A 23,507-nucleotide genomic window follows, 5' to 3' on the forward strand; every position below is an offset into this window, starting at 1 on the left:
TATGACGAAATCAAACCTTACTTCAGCCCATTTAGCGGCAGAAAAAATTAAACAACAAGTACCTAGCTTTAAACCAACGATAGGCATCGTGCTGGGCTCAGGCTTAGGTAGCTTCGCTGAGCAATTAGATGATGCTGTAACAATCAGTTATGACGAATTACCTGGATTCCCCAAAATAACTGTGCATGGGCATGGCGGGAATTTGGTAGTGGGGTACTTATCTGGTATTGGTGTTGTTTGTTTGCAGGGACGTGCCCATAGCTATGAAGGTGATCATCACGATACTGTTAAAACTTATGTACGCACCTTACGCTTACTTGGTTGCAGCCATTTTATGGCAACCAATGCATCAGGATCTCTACGTGAAGACGTCGGACCTGGTGAACTGATGCTGATTACTGATCATATCAACATGCAACCTGGAAATCCTTTGGTTGGACCTAATGACGATGAATTCGGTCCTCGTTTTTTCCCTCTTGATAACGCCTATGATCAAGGTATGCGTGATAAGTTGTTACAAATTGCCCATAAAGAAAATATTGCTTTAAACCAGGGCGTTTATCTTTCCGTCTTAGGCCCAAATTATGAAACCGCTGCTGAAATTAGGGCTTTTCGAATTATGGGAGCTGATGCGGTGGGCATGTCGACTGTGCCTGAAGTATTAGTTGCCAATCATTGTGGTATGAAAGTAGCCGTCATTGCAACCATTACCAATTATGCCACCGGCCTCTCCCGCACAAGCCATAGCCATGAAGCAGTTGTGTTAATGGCTTCTAAAGCAGCAGAAAAATTAAATAGACTTGTGAAACAGTTTATTGCGGAGCTGGCGTGAGTCTTGAAGCAGAATTTTTACTGACGCTAGATGAGTTAAATGAAATCTTGCGTCAGGAACCTATTGCCAATTCAGAGGTTATTCCTCTCATTGATTTAACTCTCCTGGATGAAACGGCTGGCTATGAAGAACTTTACTCTCTGGGTAAAAAAGCGAATTTACATCAAGTTGCCGCAGTTTGTGTCTTGCCAGAACAACTTGAAATAATCCGCCATATAACGACAGTTAAATTAGCCACCGTAGCCAACTTTCCCACAGGAAATCAACCCCACAAAGAGGTTTTAGCAGCAATCGAAAAAACGATCATTAACACCAAAGTCGATGAAATTGATTATGTATTTCCATACCAGGATTATTTGGCAAAAAAAAACTCTTCTGCCTTAACCCAGTGCCAGCAAGTCTACCAACTATGCCAACAAGAAAATATTCTTTTTAAAGTCATTTTGGAAACAGGTGCGTTACCTTCAATGGATTTTATCTATGCTCTCAGTACTGAGATCATTAATAATGGTTGTGATTTCCTGAAAACCTCAACCGGTAAAATTGCTCAGGGGGCAACTCCTTCTGCTGCTTTTGCTATGTTAAAGGCAATTAAAGAGAGTAAAGCGTCCTGCGGTTTAAAAGTCTCCGGAGGTATAAAACAGCCTGAGCAAGCCTTCACTTACATGGCACTGGCTAGCCATGTACTTGCCCGTGATTTAAACAAATCATGGTTTCGTATCGGTGCCAGTAGCCTCTTGGATGTTCTGTTAAATGAAAGTTCGATGCCGCATACCCGGCACGAGTAGTATTTATCTTGTAAGTTGTAATTGTTCACGAGGCTATCATTCTTGGGAACCAGATAAAAGAAACGTCGTCATTGCGAACATAGAGTAAAGCAATCCTTCAATGCAACACAGTTCAGGATTGCTTCGCCAAGGCTCACAAACGACGAAATATACACATCCGGTAAACACGCTTACGCGCAAAAAAATTATCAATTCCTACCAGAGATAATTCAAAATAATAGCCAACCACATCAGGGTGCCATACCAATTATTGGAGGAAAAAGCCTGCAGGCATTGAGCAGGCTGGCGTTGGGCAATTAATTTCTGTTGGTAACCCAACAAAAAAGCAGCAAGCAACCAACAATAAAAAAAGGGCCAGAAATTATTTAATCTGATAGCTAAAAATAACCACAAACCATGAAACACTATCTGCAAAATGCCAATAATAATGCGATCGTAATCAGCAAACAAAATAGCAGTTGATTTTACTCCTATACGCAAATCATCTTCACGATCAACCATCGCATACTGGCTGTCATAGGCAACAATCCACATAAAATTAATAATTAATAAATAAAACATCATGCTATCAGGCACTTTTCCTGATGCAGCATAAGCCATCGGAATCCCCATAGAAAAAGCGACTCCCAATACTAATTGCGGTCCTTGAATAAAACGTTTACAAAATGGGTATAAAAACGCAATAAAAACAGCAAATAAAGCATAATAAAAGCACTGCTTTGGCAGTTGCAACAGTATCATTAGTGCGGCAAACAATAAAATAAATAACAGTACAAAGGCCTCTATCAAACTGACTTCACCAGAGGTCAGAGGCCTCCTTTGTGTACGTTCAACATGCAAATCGATGTGGCGATCAGCAATGTCATTAATAACACACCCAGCTGCCCGCATTAGCACCGTGCCGCATAAAAACAAAAGAATCAGTTCTAATGAAGGATGGCCCTGATTAGCTATCCATAACGCCCAAGCGGTAGGCAACCATAACAACAAAATACCCACTGGCTTATGAAAACGCATTAATCTTAGATAGCTTTTCCCCTTCAAGTAATGCTCCTTAATAAATCTGGTAATAACACTTCCAAAAGATAAAAAGGCGATTTTTCAGCGATGGTAAAAACGGATAAACGCGACCAAAGCGCTGTCTTTTGGTTACCAAGATAAGGTAATAACCAATAATACTCCAGAGATTGTTGAGTAATCGCGTAGTGGATCATTTGCTCTCGACGTACCTCTGTTTCACTGAAAATAAGGTCGCCTAATGATTCATCTTTTAAGCGCGCAAAAAATGCAGGCACCGTTTGATAAGATAATTCGGGTACGATAGTACGCGCAAACCAACAAGGATTTTGCTTTGCTGACATGAGAATATCTCGATGCATGACCAGGCTGGCTTGTAAGCCCAACGTATATTTGTCCCACCAATTTGGCCTCACCCAATGTTGCTTAAGTACTTCAAGGCGCGCGTCACCGGCATCGCTTTTAAGTTTAGCAGTCAACGACAATTGGTGTTTAAGCCAGCGCTCTATCTCTGCAGGGGGCCTAGTTAGGGTATTTAATAAATTATCAGATTTTATTAACATTCTTAAAATCAATAAATGGGTTCAGCATAGCTACTTCATGCATTATAACATTAATGATAAGGAAGAACGTAATAGCTTGTTTAGCAAGAAAAACGGCGGTATAAAACCGCCGGCCAGGATTTAAATTACTACGGTTAAAATTAAGGTTCTTTTACAGGGGCTGTAGCTAAATCATCAAACATCGCTTGCAGATTTTTATATCCCATATTTCCCAAATTTCTACTGATTACCCCTTCAAGGTCTCCTACTACATGGCCTGTATAAGCCTCGGTAGCTAAGAAACTCGTATCAAGACGACCATTTTGTGCTGCTTTTAAGCCATTTTCAAGAAGTACAGCCGCGTGAATCTTACCTTTCACAGCATTTAATGCTGCTTGATCAAAGAGACCACTTACTCTTTCTCTTGACAAGTTTCGAACCTGTCCCCTTAAATCGTTAATAAGTTTTTGAACATCTTTTATAAAGTCGTCTAAAGAATCAGACTCCTCTCTTTTAGCAGCTGAAACAGCAACCACTGGTGTTTTCTCTACTTTTTGAGCTTGTTGAGGATTATTCAACTCGCTTACGAAAGCTTTTAAGTCGGCTTTTGCGGTTTCGAGCGCGTCTTTAGAACCCTTTCCACTACTAATCGCTATAGCTATTTGCCCTTGTATCTTCGTAATGTGATCAAGCACTCCACGAATATAGATATCTCGAGCACCAGACTCTACCAAAGTGCCTTTTTCCGCTATTTCATCAATAAACTCTCGGGTTCTGGCAATAGTCTCCTCTATTTCTTTTGCGAACTCCCTCGTTCCTTGCGCACGCAGTACCTCCTCAGCATTCGCATAGGCAAACATCGCTCCACGATTAGCAGTCCTCGTTAAAAACTCTTCCGCTTCGTCTCTAATAAGCAGACTTGGAGTAAGAGTAGTACGAGGATTATAAGCCTGAATAGAATCATAGGCCAAATCGGTCAAAATAGCTTTCGACACATCGGTAACAGCAGTTACAGAACAAGCTACATTACCCGGGTTTATCATTTGTTTATCACCACTGGCATCAACAAATAGAGCTTGGTTTAACGCATTATTAAAGACCACTTGTGGATCGAGATGTAGTTTTTCTTTCACAAATTTTTCCACAGCTGAGCGTACTCCCTTTTTAACATGCTGGTTATTGGGATCAGCTAAACTTGCCAATTGCTTGATTAATAAAGTCCTGTAGACGATAAATGCTTCGCTCAACTGATAAGGCGTCTCGAGGGTTGCTTTTTCATCATGCTTTAAAAGCGATAACAGGAATTCATAAGAACTATCTAAATACTCTTGAACATTCCCACCATTGATTTTGTTTTCAATCCGATCTTCCTCACTATCTACCTTTAAACCAAGAATAGCTCGATAGGTTGCATCACCGGTTAAGATGTGTGGATTATCTTTAGCAATCAATTCTGAATTAAAATCATAAGCAGCTTTTAATACTACTGTAAGGGGATGGTTCTTATCATTTTGTCTAAGATCCTTCTTAACGACAGGAGCTAACTTTCTGGCAAGTTCCAAGTCTTGTACAGAACCACCCAATTGCCCGGTATAGAAATCAACCAAATAGGGGGGTAATGCTCCCATTGACACAGGAACAATGGCAACAATTTCCAGAACTTGTTGTCTGATTTTTGCGTTCAATTCAAATTTTTTGATAAAACCCTGATTTTTCTCATCATTTAAATAAGCAGTTGTATCACTAATAAAACCTCTTAGCTCATCTCCACTACCAAGCAAACTATCTTGCATTAACTCGGTCTGATCCATGGCTTTAGCAATGATTCGACGATGATTCTCTGCCAAATCAATTTCGCTTTGTTTGGAGTGACGGTAGCGAGACGCTTGTTCTCTGAACCAAGAGTCACTTGAGCCGACCGCAGCATAATTAGGCTTTGCTGCTAGACCAGGCAAGTTTCCTACAATTGCTTTCACAGAATCCAGAAAAGTCTCAGCTTGATAATTCCCTAATTCAGCAACATCTTCTTTGGTCGTTTCTTTTACTTTTTGGATGACTTGTTCCAATCGTTCTATTTCGTGCTCAACTATATCAATAGTTTCTTCAATGGCCTGACGGTTTTTTGCATCACGCTTATAGTGCAAACTGTCAATTTTAGTTACTGCGAAATAACTTGCAACGGCAGTCACAGCAGCAGCAACCAAGGCAATACTTAAAATACCTAAAGTAATAGGACCACCGACAACCGCCGCAGCGACACCTAAAACAACCGTAGCAGCAATTAAACCACCCACTGTGGCTGTAAACGCTGGATAAGCAGCTAAGAAACCAGGCTCATTCATTTGATGTTGTAAAAAGAGCATACTTTGAGTCATGAATTCAATTTGTAACTGCTGGGTAAACTCTTGCCTCTTTGCAGGATCCTCAAAACAACTCTTGAACCAGGTAACTATTTTGTATTGGTTCAGTTCTTGCTGTATCTCTTCTTCTTTAATCTTATAAATGTCTTTAAAAGCTTCATTAAACACATCATTCAGTTGTTGTAGAAAATAAACTTCGATAGCTGTATTTAAGGCTTCATCATCAATTTTGGAACCTTCAGGTAGCGTTTTTGCAAACTCTTCTCGCATGCTGGTGTGAGTAAGACTATTCTCCAAACCAAGCAGCAAGCCTTCACGTAAATGAAATAATTTGACGATATTACCTGCCAAAGCATCATATTTTTCACCGAGACCAGCCTTCCGCATTTCTGCCTGGAAGGTCTCAAAATCAGGCGCTGCCTCACCTTGATAAGATTTTTTCCAAAGGTTATACGTAATAAGGCCAACCCCAGCACCCAGTCCAGCGCTTGCTGCACCAGTCAGTACGTTTTGCACACCGGCAAAAGGATTGATCATCCCGGTAAGGAAACCGCTTTTTGAAGTCAAAAATGTTGCCCCGCCGACACCGACACCGAGCAGAGCCGCTAAAGCACCACCGCCGAGCTTGGCAAGGGTAGATAATTGTGCAATTGCACCAGTCAGATAATCTTGTGTTGTTTTCTTTTGCCCGTACCCAACTAAAGCTTCAGCATAAGTTTTAATCTGCTTAACTTTTTCACCCTTGATTTTACCCTTTGACAAACTGTCAAGTTGGGTCAACATATTCTCTTCCAAATATTTTTTATGATTTTCCCTAATAATTCGAAGGCCATCATCAACCGTTTGAAACTTGCGAGCGGGTCTCTTAACTCTCAGTGAATCAAGCTCTTGCTCTCTATTCTTTTCACTAACCTTGGCTTCAACTAAGATCCCAAGCTGTTCTTTTACTTGTGATAATTTAGCTAATTCTTCGTTACATGCTGTTTTTGGAAGAGCAAATTTTTTGTATGTCACAACTAAATCACTACCGGTTGGAACAGTTAATAAACTCGCTAATGCTCCAACTGCAGTACTTGCTTCTTTCATCAGGCCTGCATAAGGCGGTGTATTTTCAATATCAACACCATGTTCATGCTTTAAGCCATGAAGCAACTCATTAATTTGATCAAGATCTTTTCTCTTCTGATTGTCAACCAGCTTTCTATATTCGAGAATGGGTTGATAAGCTTCTTTAATTTGATCTACTCTTGCTAATACCTTGCTTCTAGCTTTGATATAGTTCAGAAATATTTTTGCAAATTCTTCACTTGCTTCTTCATCGGTAGGGTCATCTTCTATGTTTTGTAAAATCGTATTATAGCCATTGTTAAACCAACCATTCTTTGCAAACTCATCAAATTGAGCTTGGGCATGGTTTAATTGATTATCTTTTTTCCAGGGTTCCGGACAGGTGGGGGCCTTTGCTTGCTCCTTAAGCGCAGCGATAAATTTTTTGTAGGTACTTTCTTTTGAACCAACTAGTCTTTCTTCATCGTCCAGTAGTTCACGCTCTAACGCAGCAGAGACTGTAGCTACTGAATCTGTAGGATTCTCTCTTAAAAGGCGCTGAAATTTTTCTTTTAGAGCAATTACTTCTTCAATCTTAACTATTTCTGTAAGATTTGCAGGAACACCTGCTTTCTGACAGGCGTCATAATTGCTCTTCAAATTATCAATAGTGATAATCAGTTCATGCAGCTTAGCTCTTAACTCTGCTTTATTCATAAAAAACTCCCGCACAGTCTGGCAAACTTTTTTATGCTCCAAGCCTTTTACCAAAATCCGAGTTCAATGCCTTTTAATTAAACAATTTTAAACTATTGTTACTATAGCTGATTAAGATTAAGTAAGTATTAAGAAAATAAAAACCATAGTGATTAATTATTGATCTACCCTGAAGTAGACTACGTGATGTTAGACAAGAAATTATTTTTTTGGAAACAGTATGTTATGGAAAGATGGTATATCAATTCACTTTTATTACGGCAAAATAAGCTGCAATCAATTATAAATTTTGACGCGTCCGAATCGATTCACGACCAGTTTTATCGGTTTAGATTGTCGATTTTGGAGAATAAAGTGCCCACTAGTAACCATACGTTTTAATTCAGAACTGAATAAGAGGTAATTTTTTGAATGAAACCCGTGCCAACCAAGTGTGATACTGGATTGGGGCCAATGCCATTGTTGTAATAGTTCACACCCTGTATGGAATTGGTGATTTTTATTATCAACAAAAAGAATCATTCCCTGCGACCAATCGTTTGAGTCAGGTAAAGGAGTCAAGGCAAGTCTGACTCCCAGTAAAAGAGCAGTATTCCTTGCATAATACAATGCAGTAATAATCTCTTTTTCTCTAGTCTGCAATTGGTTTCTTTGGTAAAGCATGGCACCCGAAGGTATACAGAGGAAACACAAGAATACAATGAGTGCCATGCTTATTAATAATTCAATTAAAGTCAAGCCATGGCGCTTATGCACAATGTTCCATTAAAAAATGTTTCACGACTCTCAAGTCAGCATAAGCCTTTTTCTTATCTATTGGATTTCGTAATAAATAAGCCGGATGATAACTCACCAAAAAAGGCGTATCTTTATAGTGGTGTACCTGGTGACGTAACCGATTAAGTGGTAATGCTTCATTTGCTAGAAATTGGCCGGCGAAACGGCCCAATGCCAGAATCAATCCGGGCTTAATAAAATCAATCTGCTGGGCAAGATAGATACTGCATTGAATAATTTCCTCCGCAGCGGGATCTCGATTATCAGGAGGCCTGCATTTTAAGACATTGGCTATATAAATATCCTCCTCCTTCATACCAATACTGTGCAACATCTGATTTAGCAAACTGCCAGCCTTACCTACAAAAGGTAGTCCTTGCTTATCCTCATAAAACCCAGGGGCTTCTCCAATGATCATTAATTTTGCATTGGCATTACCACGCGAAAATACGGTTTTACTACGGGTTTTATGTAAAGGGCAACGTAGGCAGGCGGCAACTTCTTTTGCCAACTCAGCTAATTGCTCTTGGCAGGAAGGACTTGTTTGACGCGCCACCCAACGGTCTATCCCCATATTTTGCAGGTAATAATGGTTTAATACATCTGACATAGTTCTCTCACCGTAGATCAGCTTTAATTTGACCATCTTTTGGATGCAGCGAACAAGTCCCAGAGATCCTTCACAAAAATTTGGACAATAATAGAAGTCAGTGTCTCCGTTCGGCCTGAGGAGTGCCATAAGCCGAACGGATTCGAAAGCAACCGTATTTTCTTATTTAATTTTTGTCAATCTCTCAAGAACAAGTCGCGGCAGGTTAGGTGCTGGAGATCTCACCTAATTCGCGTATTACACTACTAATCGCACAAAGGGATTGTCGCAAGCAGTTCATGCACTACGTTAGCCGGCTTAGGTGCCGTAGTAATTGAACGACCAAGCACCAAAAAATCACTGCCATTTTCGACCGCTTGCACCGGCGTCATCACGCGCGATTGATCATTCAGTTTATCTCCTGGCAAGCGAATACCTGGCGTGATGGTCAAAAAAGATTGGCCACAGGTATTTTTAATCATCGGAACTTCAAAGGCAGAACAAACAACGCCGTCAAGCCCCGCTTGCAAAGCCAGTTTAGCCAAGCGTTTGACCTGAGTATCAACAGAGGGCTCTATACCAACCTCTGGTAAATTCTCTGTAGCCATGCTGGTTAAAATAGTCACCGCGATCAGTAAGGGACGATTATCACCATAAGGTTCTAAAGCCTTTACTGCTGTCTGCATCATTGCCAAACCACCTGAAGCATGAACATTAATCATCCAGACTCCAAGCTCAGCACAAGCTTGACAAGCCCGCGCTACAGTATTGGGAATATCATGGAACTTCAAATCCAGAAAAATTTTAAACCCCTTTTTTACCAAATCACGGACAAAATCAGGACCAAAAAGAGTAAACATTTCACTACCAACTTTGAGTGCGCATTGGCTCGGCTCTAATTGCTCAACCAGGGCAAACGCATCTTGTCGATTTGAAAAATCCAGCGCTACAATCAATTTCAAAGCCATTATACCCCTGCCAGCTCACTTACCAGACAATTTTTAACTGCATGAGCAATTTTTTGCTGGTCTTCCATGCTTAAGTACGGGTGCATTGGCAAACTGACTACATGTTTACTTGCTTTTTCAGCATGGGGAAAATCACCAACTTTGTAGCCCAAGGCGCTGAGAGCCTGCTGTTGATGCATGGCAACCGGATAATGCACTGCGGTAGGAATACCTAAAGCCTGCATTTGCTTCTGAAAATCATCGCGGTGCGGAACTTCGATAGTATATTGAGCATAAACACTGGTGTTGCCTTCCATAACAGAGGGTGTTTTAACAACATCAGCAAGCAATTGCTCATAACGTTGTGCAACCCGTTGACGCATGGCAATTTCATCAGGGAATAATTTCATTTTTTCAATCAGGATAGCTGCCTGTATGGTATCCATCCGGCCATTAATACCAATTCGTTTATGGCAGTATCTTGTATTTTGCCCATGATTACGGATTTCTATTAATCGTTCGGCAAGAATATCATCATCTGTAAAACAGGCTCCAGAATCACCATAGCCACCCAGCGGTTTAGATGGGAAAAAACTGGTACATCCAATTGTTGATAAGGCACAGGAGTAAGCACCTTGGTAAGTAGCTCCAAAACTTTGGGCGGCATCTTCAATAACTGGCAAGCCGAATTGCTTTGCAAGCTCATTGATTGTCGTCATATCAGCACATTGGCCATATAAACTCACTGGCATGATTGCTTTTGTTTTGTCGGTAATAGCCTCTTTGATTTTTGTTGCGTCAATATTGTACGTAGTTGGATCGATATCGACAAAAACAGGCTTGGCGCCGACAAGAGCAATCACTTCACCTGTAGCAAAAAAACTGAATGGACTGGTGATAACTTCATCACCTGGCTCCAGCTCCAAGGCTAACAAAGCCATCAGCAAGGCATCTGTACCGCTTGAATTAACGATAGCATGCTTAACATTTACAAACTCCGCCAATTGTCGTTCGAGTTTGGCGATTTCTGGTCCCATAATATATTGGCCATGCTCTAAAACAGTTTGGATGCCTCGTAGGACATCTGTTTCAATTAATTTATATTGTTTTTTAAGATCAATGAATTGCATAATTCTCTCAAATTGAGTTAGGGAACTGATTAGACTCAACCGCATTTTCCAAAATTTACAGCCGCCTCTAATCCCCTTCCAAACCATGGACTGGCTTCATTCTACCCCACTGTTTACAACTTGGGCAATGCCAATGCAAATGTTTACCACCAAAACCACAGTGTCCACAGCGATAGATAGGCTTGTTATCTAAAAATTTACTTGTAATGTCATACAACATTTGTAATTTATCCCGCACCTTACCGTGCGCAGTTTCCAAGTGCCAGCAAATTAACCGGTTTAAACCTCTAATGGAAGGATGAGTACTAAGCTTATCCGATACAAAATCAATGGCTGCATCCATATTTTTTTCGCGGCGCAAAAACTCCGCAATAACGAAAATGGTAGATGCACGGGGATGCTCGACTAGCGTTTGTTGTAAGTACTCTACACATTCACTCATCGCATCCAGTTCGCGGTGGCAAATCACTAAAGGCTCAATGATTTCGCTAAGAAATTCTGGATCTTGTTGTGGAACTCGCTTTAAAGAGCGAATAGCCTGTTTATAACGAGCGTTTTGCATATCCAGCGATGCCTGCATAAGGCTGGCGCGCGCTGACATTTTATCAACAACGAGAGCTTGCTTAATTGCGTTTTGTGCTTTATCAACAGAGTTATTCTTTAATGCCTGATTAGCAATTTCACAATAATAGTGGGCAGCCTGCATGTGCATACTCTGGCCCAGCGAAAGCTCTAATTTTTTTATGACATCCAGCGCTTTTTCCCACGCTTTTTCTTGCTGATAGATAGCAAGTAAGCCCTGTAGACTGGAGGTTTCGCGGCTACCGCCCAACTCTACTACCTCTAAGAAAATACGCTCAGCTCTGTCAAATACACCTGCACTCATGTAATCCTGACCTAAAGCCATTAATGCCTCTTTGCGCTCTACCAAACTTAATTGCGGCCTGGCAATCAGATTCTGATGTATTCTGATGGCTCGATCTACTTCGCCACGACGGCGAAAGAGACTTCCCAACGCCAAATGTGTCTCTACTGTTTCACTATCAACCTCCAGCAGTTTGATAAAAACATCAACTGCCTTATCAGGCTGTTCATTTAATAAGTAGTTTAGTCCCACTACGTATTCACGCGAGAGTCGGTTATCAAAACGCTTTTCTTTACCAGAGTAATTACGGCTAGCAACCCACCAACCAGACCAGGCTGCAGCAGGTAACAATAATGGCCATAAATTAATCATTAAAGCTCTCCATTACTTCAACTTGTTCAGTTTTGATTAGGGCTATCACATTGACGATGTATCCGATTTGTTAATGAGTACCTCTCCGTGGAACAGGGAAGAAAACAATTTCAACAAAAATGTAAACAGCACCTAATGTAAATTAGCAATTTAAATTCGCTCACTGATAATAAATTCAGAGCTGACCAGGGTCAATCATCTTAGTGTTGATCCTGCAAAGGAATTGCCCGTAAGTTTTTTATTTCCTTTTCAGTCAACCTCAACTGGCTCTTTATTTTTAAGTATTCAACCTTAAGACGCCAATAACGACATAGAAAAAGCAAGAAGCCCAGAATGGCTCCAACGCCCAACATCACCGTCATTAATACGGATATGGGCATCGTCAGGACTTTAAAATAAAAATTAACCTGTACTGAAGAAGCGTTCAGTGCAGCAAAACTTACACCTAATAAAATTAATACTAAATAAAATATCATCATTAGCAGGCGCATTATATTAATCCTTAAAATAACTGCAAATTAAATTGATTCATATCCCTACTCATGAGTAGTGTATTAGATCCCTTCGGGTTTCTGAAGAAGTCTGGTGCTCGAATCCACCTATGCAGGTGTATATACTCCGATTCTGCGCACTATGTCTCCTCGCACTTCTCTCGCCACAGCAGGTTTGGAAAGGGCTTGTTATTAATCCCTATCGCTAATTCGCAATTGAGCTTTTGAAGAGTGTCAATTAACCAAAATTACCCGCTTAACAAAAAAAAAGCGTAGATTAACTACGCTTTTTTACTTGGGCAAAGAGGTTTATTCACCCTCTTTATTGGCCATTTTTTCTTTCAACAAGTCACCTAAAGTCGTTGAAGCAACTTCCCCACTGCGTGAGTATTTTTTAATTGCTTCAGCTTGATCTTGAGCATCCTTCGCTTTAACGGACAATGCTATCGTGCGATTTTTCTTATCAACATTGATAATTTTTGCCTCGATTTCATCACCTTCTTTAAAGAGAGTGGTTGCATCATCAACCTTTTCTTCTGATAATTCATTGACACGAATTGTTCCAATAACATCAGGGGCAAGATCAACTGTGACTGTTTTAGCATCAACTGCAGAAACTTTTCCTTTTACAACAGCGCCTTTAGCATATTCTTCAACGTAACTGCTGAAAGCATCACCTTCAAGTTGCTTCAAACCTAAGGAAATACGTTCACGCTCTGCATCGATAGCCAGAATCACTGCTTCTAATTCCTGACCCTTCTTGAATTGCTTAACAGCCTCTTCGCCTGGAACGTTCCAAGAGATATCAGAAAGATGTACCAGGCCATCGATCTCGCCATCCAGACCAATGAAAATTCCAAAGTCAGTAATTGAACGGATTTTTCCGTGAACTTTCTGTCCTTTGCTATGAGTTTGTGAAAACTGGTGCCAAGGATTACCAACACACTGTTTCATACCCAGAGATATACGACGGCGCTCTTCATCAATTTCAAGAACCATAACATCGACCATATCACCCATAGAAACTACTTTACTTGGGTGTACGTTCTTGTTAGTCCAATCCATCTCAGACATATGAACCAAACCTTCAACGCCTTCTTCTATCTCAACAAAGCAACCGTAATCAGTGATATTAGTCACTTTACCATGCAGCTTTTTACCGACAGGATAACGCTCAACCAAATCAACCCAAGGATCATTACCCAGTTGTTTCATACCCAAGGAAACGCGATTACGCTCACTGTCAAAACTCAAGACCTTCACTTTAACGTCCTGACCAACAGTCAACAACTCGCTTGGATGTTTTACGCGCTTCCAGGAAATATCGGTAATATGAAGTAAACCGTCAATACCACCTAAATCGATAAACGCACCATAATCGGTAAGATTCTTAACAATACCATTAAGGATTTGACCATCATGTAAGGATTCAAGTAAAGCTTGTCTATCAGCACTGCTTTCTTCTTCTACGACAGCGCGGCGTGAAACAACAATGTTGTTTCTCTTCAGATCCATTTTAATAACTTTGAATTCAAGCTCTTTGCCTTCAAGGTAAGAGGGATCACGAACTGGTCTGACGTCAACCAAAGAACCTGGCAAAAATGCACGAATAGAGCCGATTTCAACCGTGAAGCCACCTTTGACTTTCCCAGAAATCAAACCGGTTACCGTGTCATTATTTTCATGGCATTTAGATAATTTGCGCCATGCTTCTTGACGCTTCGCTTTTTCTCTTGATAGCAATGTCTCGCCATAGCCATCTTCAACAGAATCCAAAGCAACTTCAACAGTGTCGCCCAAGTGGACTTCTAACTCACCATTCTTGTCTTTAAATTCTTCAACAGCAACAATCCCTTCTGATTTTAAACCCGCGTTCAAGGTGACGTAATCATCATCAATACCTATGACTCTTGCGGTGATTATTGCTCCAGGATAAAACTGTGCGCCAACGATACTTTGCTCAAATAATTCTTTGAAACTTTCAGACATGTTAATAAACTCTTTAGTAAACAAATAGAAGCATGAGGTCCACTCATCTTCCCCCCTATGAAACACAATTCAACGAAGAAACAGGCGTTCATCGACCAATTTTAATACATTATCGAACACTTGTACAATCGTCAAACCAGTTGTATCAATCATCACCGCATCCTCTGCAGGCTTTAATGGCGCGTGCGTACGAGCAGTATCTCTTGCATCACGTTTAGCCAACTCATCAACAACTTCGGCGAGGCTAGCATCAATTCCTTTTTCTTTCAACTGAAAATAGCGACGCGAGGCTCTTTCTTCTGCTGATGCGTACAAATAGATCTTTAATATTGAATCAGGAAAAACCACAGTGCCCATATCTCGACCATCCGTTACCAACCCTGGAGGTAAAGCGAAAGCACGCTGGCGAGCAAGCAGAGCCTTTCTTATCTCGGGTACTACGGCAATTTTAGAAGCATCCTGTCCACAGAGCTCACTTCTTATTTCATCAAAAACATCATGCCCTTCAAGTAATACGCGAGTTCTTTGTTGAGGATCGGTTTCAAAACGCAAATCAAGTGAATATGCCAGCTCAACTATTTGCGCAATATCATTAAAATCAATGTTTTTCTTTCTGGTTGCATAGGCGAGAACCCGGTAAATACATCCACTGTCCAGTACATGCCAACCAAGATGGTTTGCTAACATATGGCAAATGGTCCCCTTACCGGTGCCACTAGGACCATCAATAGTAATCACTGGTACGTTTTTATCTGACATCATCATGTATTTCCTTGATAGCCAATTTTACTTTGTTGGCTGTTTTTACAAAGGTTGGAAATGACGTTGCAACATTGGCACAATTTTTTATTGTTACTGGTGCTTTAGCAACAGCTCCGGCAATAGCAAAGGCCATAGCAATGCGATGATCATGAAAACTATCGACTTCTCCGCCTTGCAGCACTCCACCATTAATATATAAACCATCTTCGAACGCCTGCGCTTCAATTCCCAAACGTTGCAAGCCTTCAACCATTGCCCCAATTCTATCGCTTTCCTTGCAACGCAATTCACGTGCTCCATGTAGCAAGGTCTGCCCTTTCGCACAGGCTGCTGCAATAAAGATCACAGGAAATTCATCAATAGCAAGTGGTACTAAGTCAGAAGGAATATCAATACCTTCTAGCTGGGCATATTTCACATATAAATCAGCAACGAGCTCTTCACCACAAAGACGTTTGTGATTCAAGCTTATATCTGCGCCCATTGCTGTTAAAATCTGGATAATCCCTGTACGGGTAGGATTAATGCCGACATTTCGTATTACTAGCTCTGAACCTGGAACAATTGTTGCTGCGACGATAAAAAAAGCAGCTGAAGAAATATCACCCGGAATAATAATATCGGTGCCAATACATTCACTGTCCGAATTAATTATAATCGTGTTTTCCGCTTTTTGAATGGGATAAGAAAAGGTTGTCAGCATCCTTTCGGTATGATCACGAGTAAACCCCGGCTCAATTACTTTTGTCTCACCCTGGGCATAAAGGCCTGCGAGTAATAGACAAGATTTAACCTGTGCACTTGCTTCTGGCATTTCATAAGTAATACCGTGTAAAACATGACCACCGCGAATAAGTAAAGGAGGTCGCCCTTCCTTTGTTATTATTTCAGCTCCCATTTGCATTAATGGTCTACTTACCCGCTCCATCGGTCTTTTTTGCAGACTTGCATCACCACTTAATTCACTATCAAAAGGCTGCGCTGCAAGAAGTCCCGCAAGCAGGCGCATAGAGGTTCCTGAATTACCGCAATCAACAACACCTTTAGGCTTTTGCAAACCATATTTACCTACACCATGAATCACAACCCTTTGTGCTACAGGCCCTTCGATGGCAACACCCATAGACTGAAATGCCTTTAAGGTTGCCAAGCAATCTTCCCCATCTAAAAAGCCGCTGATAGTCGTCGTACCCTTGGCAATGGCACCTAAAATAATTGAACGATGTGAAATTGATTTATCACCAGGAACTGTAACATCACCTTGCACCGACTTTATAGGGCTGCTTACATAATCTATCAGTTTCATTAGTTATGTTCCTTAGCAAAATCTCGCATAAATTTGATTAGATATTCTACACCTTCCATTGGCATGGCGTTGTATATACTTGCTCTCAACCCTCCTACTGTGCGATGGCCTTTTAAAGCATATAGGCCCCGTGTTTTGGCTACTGCCAAAAACAACTCTTCAAGGTTCGAATCCGCAAGTGAAAAACATATATTTACTAAAGAACGTGCCTCCTCGGATACTTTACAATGATAAAACCCGGAAGAATCAATGTAATCATATAATTTAGAGGCTTTAGCACAATTTATTTCATACAGCGCCTCAACACCGCCTTGGGCTTTGGCCCATTGAGCCATTTTTCCCGCCAGATAGCAATTAAAAGTAGGTGGTGTTGCATAAAGTGAATGCGTTGAGCTGTGAGTCCGGTAATCAAACATTGTCGGAATGATATTATCGGGCAAAGAGTTTAGTAGCTCATCACTGATAATGACCAGCGTTAAGCCGGCATTTGCAATATTTTTCTGTGCCCCTGCAAAAATCAGCCCATAATCGCTCACAGTAATAGGCTCGCTCAGTAAACATGAAGTCATATCCGCAATAAGGGGTACTCCTGAAATAGCGGGTATTTTGGCAAAACGAACACCATTTACTGTTTCATTGGGCGTAAAATAGAGGTATTTTGTATTTTCTTTAATCTGCCATGTTTCCGGTGGTGGAGTCCCTATAAAGCCATTCTCTTCATCACTGGCAACACAATAAGCCTGCTTAATTTTTACTGCTTCCTGGTACGCCAGTGAGGACCAAAGACCAGTGATTAAATAGCCTGACTGCTCACCGGCTGCAAGCAGGTTCATAGGAATCATACTAAATTGTGTGCGTGCCGCCCCACCTAAAAAAAGCACATGATAATTGGCAGGGACTTTTAAAAGCTCCCTGAATGCTTGCTCCGTCTGTTCCATCAAGGCCATGAACTCTGGTGTGCGGTGTCCAATCTCCAGGACGGACATATCAAGATTTTGCCAATTTAGAAGTTCTTCCTGGGCTTCTCTTAAAATTGATTCAGGCAACATCGAGGGGCCAGCACCAAAATTATAACCTCTACTCATCATTAGTTTCTTCTACATCATTCTCTTCATCAGAATCTGACATCTCTTCAGTATCGTCTTCTCCAATGTCTACTATCCGTTGCATACCCACAACCTGCTCACCAGAACTGACATTAATAAGGCGTACACCTTGAGTATTTCGACCAATAATTGATAATTCATCAACTTTAAAGCGAACTAACGTACCCTTGTCAGTGATTAACATCGCCTCGTCCCCGTCGGAGACTTGCAGAGCACGGACTACTTTACCATTACGTTCATTGACCTGGATTGAAATTACGCCTTGACCGCCACGGCCGGATACACGATATTCTTCAATATTCGTGCGTTTACCATAGCCATTCTCGGTAGCGGTTAATATCGTACCCTCCGCCTGAGCAACGACCAGAGAAATAACGGATTGATTTTCTCCCAAACGAATACCACGCACCCCTCGAGCGGTTCTGCCCATAGGTCTAACAAGGTTCTCATCAAAACGAATCACTTTCCCAGCATCTGTAAACAGCATAATGTCTTTACTACCGTCGGTAATATCTACGCCCACCAAGCGGTCCTCATCATCCAGATCCACTGCAATAATTCCCGTAGAGCGTGGCCGGCTAAACGCTTCAAGCGGTACCTTTTTCACAGTACCGTGCTTGGTCGCCATGAAGACAAAAAAGCCTTCTTGATACTCACGCACTGGCAGCATAGCGTTGATAGCTTCATCGGCTGCCAACGGAAGAATATTGATAATCGGTTTGCCACGTGAAATACGGCTTGCTAAAGGCAATTGATAAGCTTTCAGCCAATACAGTTTCCCGTGATTTGAAAAACATAGCAAAGTATCATGAGTACTAGCGATAATAAGACGCTCGATAAAATCTTCATCTTTCACATTGGTCGCTGATTTACCCTTACCACCACGACGCTGGGCTTGATAAGCAGAAATCGGTTGATATTTTACATAGCCTTGGTGAGAGAGAGTAACTACTACATCTTCTTCAGTAATTAAATCTTCAATAGTTAAATCTTCTTGCGATGCGGTAATTTCTGTACGACGCTCGTCACCAAACTGGGCTTTGACTTCTAACAATTCATCTCGAATTACTTGCATCAAGCGCTCAGGAGAGGCAAGAATATCTAACAATTCTTTAATCACATTTAACAACTCTTTAAATTCATTGATGATCTTGTCTTGTTCAAGAGCAGTTAAACGGTGCAGCCTTAACTCAAGAATTGCTTGGGCTTGATTTTCTGATAACCGATAGCCTTCAGCAACCAAACCATATTCACTGGATAAATCATCTGGTCGGCAAGCATCGCTTCCTGCATTTTCCAGCATAGCCTTAACCAAACCTGGTTGCCACAAACGCGCTAATAAAGCCTCTTTTGCGTCTTGAGGTGTTGGTGATTTCTTAATTAGTTCAATCATCTCATCAATATTAGCCAGTGCGATTCCCAAACCTTCTAATAAATGAGCGCGATTACGAGCTTTCTTCAATTCAAAAATCGTACGGCGAGTCACCACTTCACGGCGGTGCTTGATAAAATACTCAAGGATTTCTTTTAGATTAAGTGTACGCGGCTGACCGTCAACCAAAGCCACCATATTAATGCCAAATACGTTCTGCATCTGGGTATGAGCGTACAAATTATTCAAAATGACTTCAGCTACTTCACCGCGTTTAAGCTCAATAACAACTCTCATACCTTGTTTATCAGACTCATCCCGCAAACCAGAAATCCCTTCGATACGTTTTTCACGCACCAGTTCAGCGATTTTTTCTACTAACCGTGCTTTATTAACCTGATAAGGTAATTCATTAATGATGATGGCTTGTCGACCAGAATGGCTATCTGTTTCTATTTCTGTGCGCGCGCGTATATAAATCCGGCCGCGCCCTGTGCGGTATGCCTGCAGAATACCTGCCTTACCATTAATAATTGCCGCTGTTGGAAAATCAGGGCCAGGCACATAGTTCATTATGTCATCCAGCGTCAAATCAGGATCTTCTACCAAGGCAACACAGGCATTAATAACTTCTGTCAGGTTATGCGGTGGAATATTGGTCGCCATACCTACAGCAATACCAGAGGAACCATTCACCAGCAGGTTAGGAACTCGTGATGGTAAAACGACAGGAGCAAATTCTGTTTCATCGTAGTTTGGACTAAAGTCGACGGTTTCCTTGTCCAGATCAGCCAATAAAGCATGAGCAACTTTTGACATCCTGACTTCGGTATATCGCATAGCCGCTGCAAAATCGCCGTCGACGGAACCAAAGTTACCCTGCCCGTCAATCAACATATAACGCATAGAAAACGGCTGCGCCATCCTTACAATGGTATCATAGACTGCTGTATCACCATGTGGATGGTATTTACCGATGACATCCCCTACCACACGCGCTGATTTTTTATAAGGCTTATTCCAATCATTACCTAATTCACTCATCGCAAAAAGCACACGACGGTGAACAGGCTTCAGGCCATCACGGACATCGGGCAGAGCGCGGCCAACGATGACACTCATAGCATAATCCAGATAGGACTGCTTTAATTCGTCTTCAATATTGACGGGTATAACTTCTTTGGCAAGATAAACCATGGTTTGGACGCGTCCTCATGCAATGATTGAAATGAAAATAAGCTGGAAGGATACCACAGAGCAGGCTTTAATTGAATCATATCAAGTATTTCAATCTGTCTACCCACAGCCTAGCTAATTTAATATTTTCAACATGATTCCTCCGTTGACTGTTATGGTTTCATTTTATTTTTAGCATTTTATTCCTGTTAAAAACCTTCAATCTGGATCATACTTATTCATTAATGAAGAGATAAATTTTGCCCGCTTCTATAAATTGACTGGAGAAGGGCATTTTTATATAGTCTGCGCACTTAGTAAGCGAGAAGGCTGTCAAGCCATGAACGAGGAGACACGATGACAAACAAAATTGCCAGGCTTAGTATTGACGGTCACGAGCCAATTGACTTACCAATCTATAGTCCGACTTTAGGTAATGAAGTAATTGATATCAATAAACTAGGTGAGCAAAGCATGTTTACCTATGATCCGGGCTTTGTCTCCACCGCGTCTTGTGAGTCTAAAATTACCTATATTGATGGAGATAAAGGAATTTTGCTTTATAGAGGCTACCCCATAGAACAATTAGCCGAGAAAAAAGACTTCCTCGATGTCAGTTATCTCCTTCTCAATGGTGAATTGCCTGATGCAAAGGAAAAACAGGATTTTATTAATCTGATTAATAACCATACTATGGTACATCAACAGATGTATAATTTTTTAAACGGTTTTCGCCGCGATGCTCATCCTATGGCTATTATGGTTGGTATAGTCGGTGCCCTATCTGCGTTTTACCATGATTCAATGGACTTAAATAATCAACAGGATCGTTACATTTCTGCAATTCGTTTAATTGCCAAAATGCCAACCCTTGCGGCAATGAGTTATAAATATTCAGTTGGACAACCTTATATGTACCCGCAAAACAAAATGTCTTATGCTGAAAATTTTCTGCATATGATGTTCGGTGTACCCTCTGAGGATATCAAACCCAATCCTATCATCGTTGATGCGATGGATACTATTTTTACACTCCACGCAGATCACGAACAAAACGCTTCGACCTCCACAGTGAGATTAGCCGGATCAACGGGGGCGAATCCCTTTGCCTGTATTTCTGCAGGAATTGGTGCTTTATGGGGACCTGCCCATGGCGGTGCCAACGAAGCTTGCCTTAATATGCTCAAAGAAATCGGTGATATAAAGCATATTAACCATTACATAAAACGCGCTAAAGACAAGAATGATCCTTTCCGTTTAATGGGTTTTGGACATCGTGTTTACAAGAGTTATGATCCACGAGCCAAAGTGATGCGCAAAACCTGTCATGAAGTATTGAATGCAGTTGGTGCTCATGAGGCCCCCTTGTTTAAACTTGCTATGGAACTTGAGCGCATTGCCCTTGAAGACGAATACTTTGTAGAGAAAAAGCTTTATCCGAATGTGGATTTTTATTCTGGTATTACCTTAAGTGCCATTGGTATTCCGACTAACATGTACACTGTTATTTTCGCCTTAGCAAGAACTGTAGGCTGGATGTCACATTGGATGGAAATGGTTGCCTCCAAATCCAAAATTGGTCGTCCACGACAGCTTTATACTGGCGAAAAACAACGAGATGTACGCTAACCAATGAAACGATAGCCTGGGCGCAGGCCCAAGGCTCTAACCCGGGTTTTAAAAACCCAGGGTTATATTTTAAAAGCAGATTGTTTCTTCCCGGGTTTCGGCCATATGGCCTTTACCCGGGCTACAGCCCTGCCTTAATCATCTGCAAAGCTCTCCGCCACCCGCAATAATCTTTCTCCACACTGTCTCTCTCTTTCGCTGCCACAAACTCCTTTTCACAAACCCAGTTTTTCTCCAATGCCTCTAATGAATCCACAAGTCCACAGCCTATTGCGGCTAATATAGCCGCACCCTGAGCGGTTGTTTCTATATCATCAGGTTTTTGCACCGTTAAATTGCATTGCGAAGATAAAAATTGGAGGAACCATTGATTAGCGGCCATCCCGCCATCAACGCGCAACAACGATAAAGCCATCTGACTATCTTCTCGCATACAATCCAAAACATCTCGAGTTTGATAACAAACACTCTCCAAAGCTGCACGGGCAAAGTGAGCGCGATTGGTTGTCCGCGCCAAACCAATAATTGCAGCACCAGGAGTAGTTATCCAATGGGGGGCCCCTAGGCCCGTGAAGGAAGGAATCAAATAAACTCCTTCATTACTACTAAGGCTGTTTGCAAGCCACTCTGTATCAGCGGCGGCTGCGATTAATTTCATCTCGTCACGTAACCATTTAACAGTTGTCCCTGCATGGTACAAACTACCCTCTAAACCATAAACCGTTTGTCCCTTAATCTGGTAGGCTACGGTTGTTAATAAGCGATGTTTCGACAACACAGGTTGCCGGCCAATATTCATAAGCAGAAATCCACCTGTACCAAAAGTTGCTTTTACCATCCCATGAGAAAAACCTCTTTGTCCGATCAGGGCAGCTTGTTGATCGCCAACTACACCGGTAATAGGAATCGATGCGCCTAAATAATCTTGCTCTATGTTGCCGAAATTAGCATCGCTAGCACAAACTTCCGGCAAAATGGCGGACGGGACTGCAAAAAGATTCAATAAATCCTCGTCCCAGCGCTGCTCTACAATATTAAATAATAAGGTTCGCGACGCATTGGTTATATCCGTTAAATGGGCTTTTCCTTTTGTTAAACGCCAAATAAGAAAACTATCAATCGTCCCGAAGGCCAATTGCCCTCTTGCAGCCAACTCGCTTGCTTTAGGTATATTAGCGATTAGCCAATGTAATTTACTTGCCGAAAAATAAGGATCAGGCAATAAACCTGTTTTTTGCTGGATTGATTCTCTGCAATCCACCAAACTGTCGCAAAATAGTTGGGTTCTCCTATCCTGCCAAACAATTGCAGGTGCAAGACACTCGCCTGATTGTTTATCCCAAATTAACGTTGTCTCACGTTGATTAGTGATCCCACAAGCAATAACTTGATGCGCATCTACTTCAGAAACAACATCTTGCATAGCCTTTAATGTTTTTTGCCAAATTTCCTCAGGATCGTGTTCCACCCAGCCGGGTTGCGGGTAAAATTGGGTCAGTATATATTGACTCGAAGTGATTAATTTACCAGCACTGTTATACAACATGGCTCGAGTACTGCTAGTTCCCTGATCAATGGCAAGAAGATAATTCATTGCGTTTACTTCCCTGAATATACTATTTAGATTTTCGATCACCATTAAAACATTATTTCACAGGGGACTGTTGACATTTCGCAAGATTGATTCAAAAAA

At 41.4% G+C, this 23,507-nt stretch carries 18 protein-coding genes; 3 read left to right on the forward strand and 15 right to left on the reverse strand.

Annotated features, from left to right (window positions below; translation table 11 throughout):
* Position 1 precedes the first annotated feature (1 nt).
* Positions 2-832, forward strand: coding sequence for a purine-nucleoside phosphorylase (locus Lfee_RS14930; protein ID WP_058447775.1), 831 nt, complete (start codon positions 2-4; stop codon positions 830-832).
* Positions 829-1,620 carry a deoxyribose-phosphate aldolase gene (gene deoC, locus Lfee_RS14935; protein WP_058447776.1) on the forward strand — a complete coding sequence of 264 codons (792 nt, stop codon included), beginning with the start codon at positions 829-831 and terminating at the stop codon, positions 1,618-1,620. Before Lfee_RS14930 ends, deoC begins: the two co-directional genes overlap by 4 nt.
* A gap of 195 nt (positions 1,621-1,815) precedes the next feature.
* Here the strand turns inward: deoC and ubiA are convergent, their stop codons facing one another.
* From ubiA to gyrA, 14 genes are all read right to left on the reverse strand, one after another.
* Positions 1,816-2,664 carry a 4-hydroxybenzoate octaprenyltransferase gene (gene ubiA, locus Lfee_RS14940; protein WP_082646668.1) on the reverse strand — a complete coding sequence of 283 codons (849 nt, stop codon included), beginning with the start codon at positions 2,662-2,664 and terminating at the stop codon, positions 1,816-1,818.
* A complete protein-coding gene (locus Lfee_RS14945) occupies positions 2,661-3,200 on the reverse strand; it encodes a chorismate--pyruvate lyase family protein (RefSeq protein WP_058447777.1) in 540 nt (179 codons plus the stop codon). Before Lfee_RS14945 ends, ubiA begins: the two co-directional genes overlap by 4 nt.
* A gap of 140 nt (positions 3,201-3,340) precedes the next feature.
* Entirely contained in the window at positions 3,341-7,303 is a 3,963-nt protein-coding gene (locus tag Lfee_RS14950; protein ID WP_058447778.1) for a hypothetical protein, read from the reverse strand.
* Between the two features lie 276 nt (positions 7,304-7,579).
* Positions 7,580-8,059 (reverse strand): GspH/FimT family pseudopilin, encoded by a 480-nt coding sequence (locus tag Lfee_RS14955; RefSeq protein ID WP_058447779.1) that lies wholly within the window; start codon positions 8,057-8,059, stop codon positions 7,580-7,582.
* Positions 8,052-8,690 carry a uracil-DNA glycosylase gene (locus tag Lfee_RS14960; RefSeq protein ID WP_058448050.1) on the reverse strand — a complete coding sequence of 213 codons (639 nt, stop codon included), beginning with the start codon at positions 8,688-8,690 and terminating at the stop codon, positions 8,052-8,054. Before Lfee_RS14960 ends, Lfee_RS14955 begins: the two co-directional genes overlap by 8 nt.
* Positions 8,691-8,935: 245 nt before the next feature.
* Complete coding sequence (pyrF, locus tag Lfee_RS14965; RefSeq protein ID WP_058447780.1) at positions 8,936-9,637, reverse strand: orotidine-5'-phosphate decarboxylase; 702 nt, start codon at positions 9,635-9,637, stop codon at positions 8,936-8,938.
* A complete protein-coding gene (locus Lfee_RS14970) occupies positions 9,637-10,746 on the reverse strand; it encodes a DegT/DnrJ/EryC1/StrS family aminotransferase (protein WP_058448051.1) in 1,110 nt (369 codons plus the stop codon). Before Lfee_RS14970 ends, pyrF begins: the two co-directional genes overlap by 1 nt.
* A 67-nt stretch (positions 10,747-10,813) precedes the next feature.
* Positions 10,814-11,983 carry a lipopolysaccharide assembly protein LapB gene (lapB, locus tag Lfee_RS14975; RefSeq protein ID WP_058447781.1) on the reverse strand — a complete coding sequence of 390 codons (1,170 nt, stop codon included), beginning with the start codon at positions 11,981-11,983 and terminating at the stop codon, positions 10,814-10,816.
* 200 nt (positions 11,984-12,183) lie between these two features.
* Positions 12,184-12,474, reverse strand: coding sequence for a lipopolysaccharide assembly protein LapA domain-containing protein (locus tag Lfee_RS14980; protein ID WP_058447782.1), 291 nt, complete (start codon positions 12,472-12,474; stop codon positions 12,184-12,186).
* Positions 12,475-12,783: 309 nt separating this feature from the next.
* A complete protein-coding gene (gene rpsA / locus Lfee_RS14985) occupies positions 12,784-14,463 on the reverse strand; it encodes a 30S ribosomal protein S1 (RefSeq protein WP_058447783.1) in 1,680 nt (559 codons plus the stop codon).
* 69 nt (positions 14,464-14,532) lie between these two features.
* Positions 14,533-15,225 carry a (d)CMP kinase gene (cmk, locus tag Lfee_RS14990; RefSeq protein WP_172606839.1) on the reverse strand — a complete coding sequence of 231 codons (693 nt, stop codon included), beginning with the start codon at positions 15,223-15,225 and terminating at the stop codon, positions 14,533-14,535.
* Positions 15,212-16,522, reverse strand: a complete 1,311-nt coding sequence (gene aroA, locus Lfee_RS14995; protein WP_370446990.1) for a 3-phosphoshikimate 1-carboxyvinyltransferase — start codon at positions 16,520-16,522, stop codon at positions 15,212-15,214. The genes cmk and aroA overlap by 14 nt, the downstream gene beginning before the upstream one ends.
* Before the next feature lie 8 nt (positions 16,523-16,530).
* A complete protein-coding gene (gene serC / locus Lfee_RS15000; RefSeq protein ID WP_058447785.1) occupies positions 16,531-17,619 on the reverse strand; it encodes a 3-phosphoserine/phosphohydroxythreonine transaminase in 1,089 nt (362 codons plus the stop codon).
* Complete coding sequence (gene gyrA / locus Lfee_RS15005; RefSeq protein WP_058447786.1) at positions 17,609-20,206, reverse strand: DNA gyrase subunit A; 2,598 nt, start codon at positions 20,204-20,206, stop codon at positions 17,609-17,611. The genes serC and gyrA overlap by 11 nt, the downstream gene beginning before the upstream one ends.
* Positions 20,207-20,542: 336 nt before the next feature.
* On the opposite strand from gyrA, the gene gltA reads away from it, so the two are divergent.
* Positions 20,543-21,814 carry a citrate synthase gene (gene gltA, locus Lfee_RS15010; protein WP_058447787.1) on the forward strand — a complete coding sequence of 424 codons (1,272 nt, stop codon included), beginning with the start codon at positions 20,543-20,545 and terminating at the stop codon, positions 21,812-21,814.
* Between the two features lie 121 nt (positions 21,815-21,935).
* Here gltA and glpK read toward each other — a convergent pair whose 3' ends face one another.
* Positions 21,936-23,408, reverse strand: coding sequence for a glycerol kinase GlpK (gene glpK / locus Lfee_RS15015; protein WP_058447788.1), 1,473 nt, complete (start codon positions 23,406-23,408; stop codon positions 21,936-21,938).
* Between the last annotated feature and the right edge of the window lie 99 nt (positions 23,409-23,507).

Origin of the sequence: Legionella feeleii (genome assembly GCF_001467625.1) — a bacterium.
Taxonomy (GTDB): Bacteria; Pseudomonadota; Gammaproteobacteria; order Legionellales; family Legionellaceae; genus Tatlockia; species Tatlockia feeleii.

What these genes read in the sequence shown, in the direction of transcription:
- Lfee_RS14945 (WP_058447777.1), bottom strand. Translation starts at nt 3,200, where the DNA reads ATGTTAATAAAATCTGATAATTTATTAAATACCCTAACTAGGCCCCCT.
- Lfee_RS14970 (WP_058448051.1), bottom strand. Translation starts at nt 10,746, where the DNA reads ATGCAATTCATTGATCTTAAAAAACAATATAAATTAATTGAAACAGAT.
- Lfee_RS14950 (WP_058447778.1), bottom strand. Translation starts at nt 7,303, where the DNA reads ATGAATAAAGCAGAGTTAAGAGCTAAGCTGCATGAACTGATTATCACT.
- Lfee_RS14930 (WP_058447775.1), top strand. Translation starts at nt 2, where the DNA reads ATGACGAAATCAAACCTTACTTCAGCCCATTTAGCGGCAGAAAAAATT.
- Lfee_RS14960 (WP_058448050.1), bottom strand. Translation starts at nt 8,690, where the DNA reads ATGTCAGATGTATTAAACCATTATTACCTGCAAAATATGGGGATAGAC.
- rpsA (WP_058447783.1), bottom strand. Translation starts at nt 14,463, where the DNA reads ATGTCTGAAAGTTTCAAAGAATTATTTGAGCAAAGTATCGTTGGCGCA.
- cmk (WP_172606839.1), bottom strand. Translation starts at nt 15,225, where the DNA reads ATGATGTCAGATAAAAACGTACCAGTGATTACTATTGATGGTCCTAGT.
- gyrA (WP_058447786.1), bottom strand. Translation starts at nt 20,206, where the DNA reads ATGGTTTATCTTGCCAAAGAAGTTATACCCGTCAATATTGAAGACGAA.
- glpK (WP_058447788.1), bottom strand. Translation starts at nt 23,408, where the DNA reads ATGAATTATCTTCTTGCCATTGATCAGGGAACTAGCAGTACTCGAGCC.
- Lfee_RS14980 (WP_058447782.1), bottom strand. Translation starts at nt 12,474, where the DNA reads ATGCGCCTGCTAATGATGATATTTTATTTAGTATTAATTTTATTAGGT.
- serC (WP_058447785.1), bottom strand. Translation starts at nt 17,619, where the DNA reads ATGATGAGTAGAGGTTATAATTTTGGTGCTGGCCCCTCGATGTTGCCT.
- pyrF (WP_058447780.1), bottom strand. Translation starts at nt 9,637, where the DNA reads ATGGCTTTGAAATTGATTGTAGCGCTGGATTTTTCAAATCGACAAGAT.
- gltA (WP_058447787.1), top strand. Translation starts at nt 20,543, where the DNA reads ATGACAAACAAAATTGCCAGGCTTAGTATTGACGGTCACGAGCCAATT.
- lapB (WP_058447781.1), bottom strand. Translation starts at nt 11,983, where the DNA reads ATGATTAATTTATGGCCATTATTGTTACCTGCTGCAGCCTGGTCTGGT.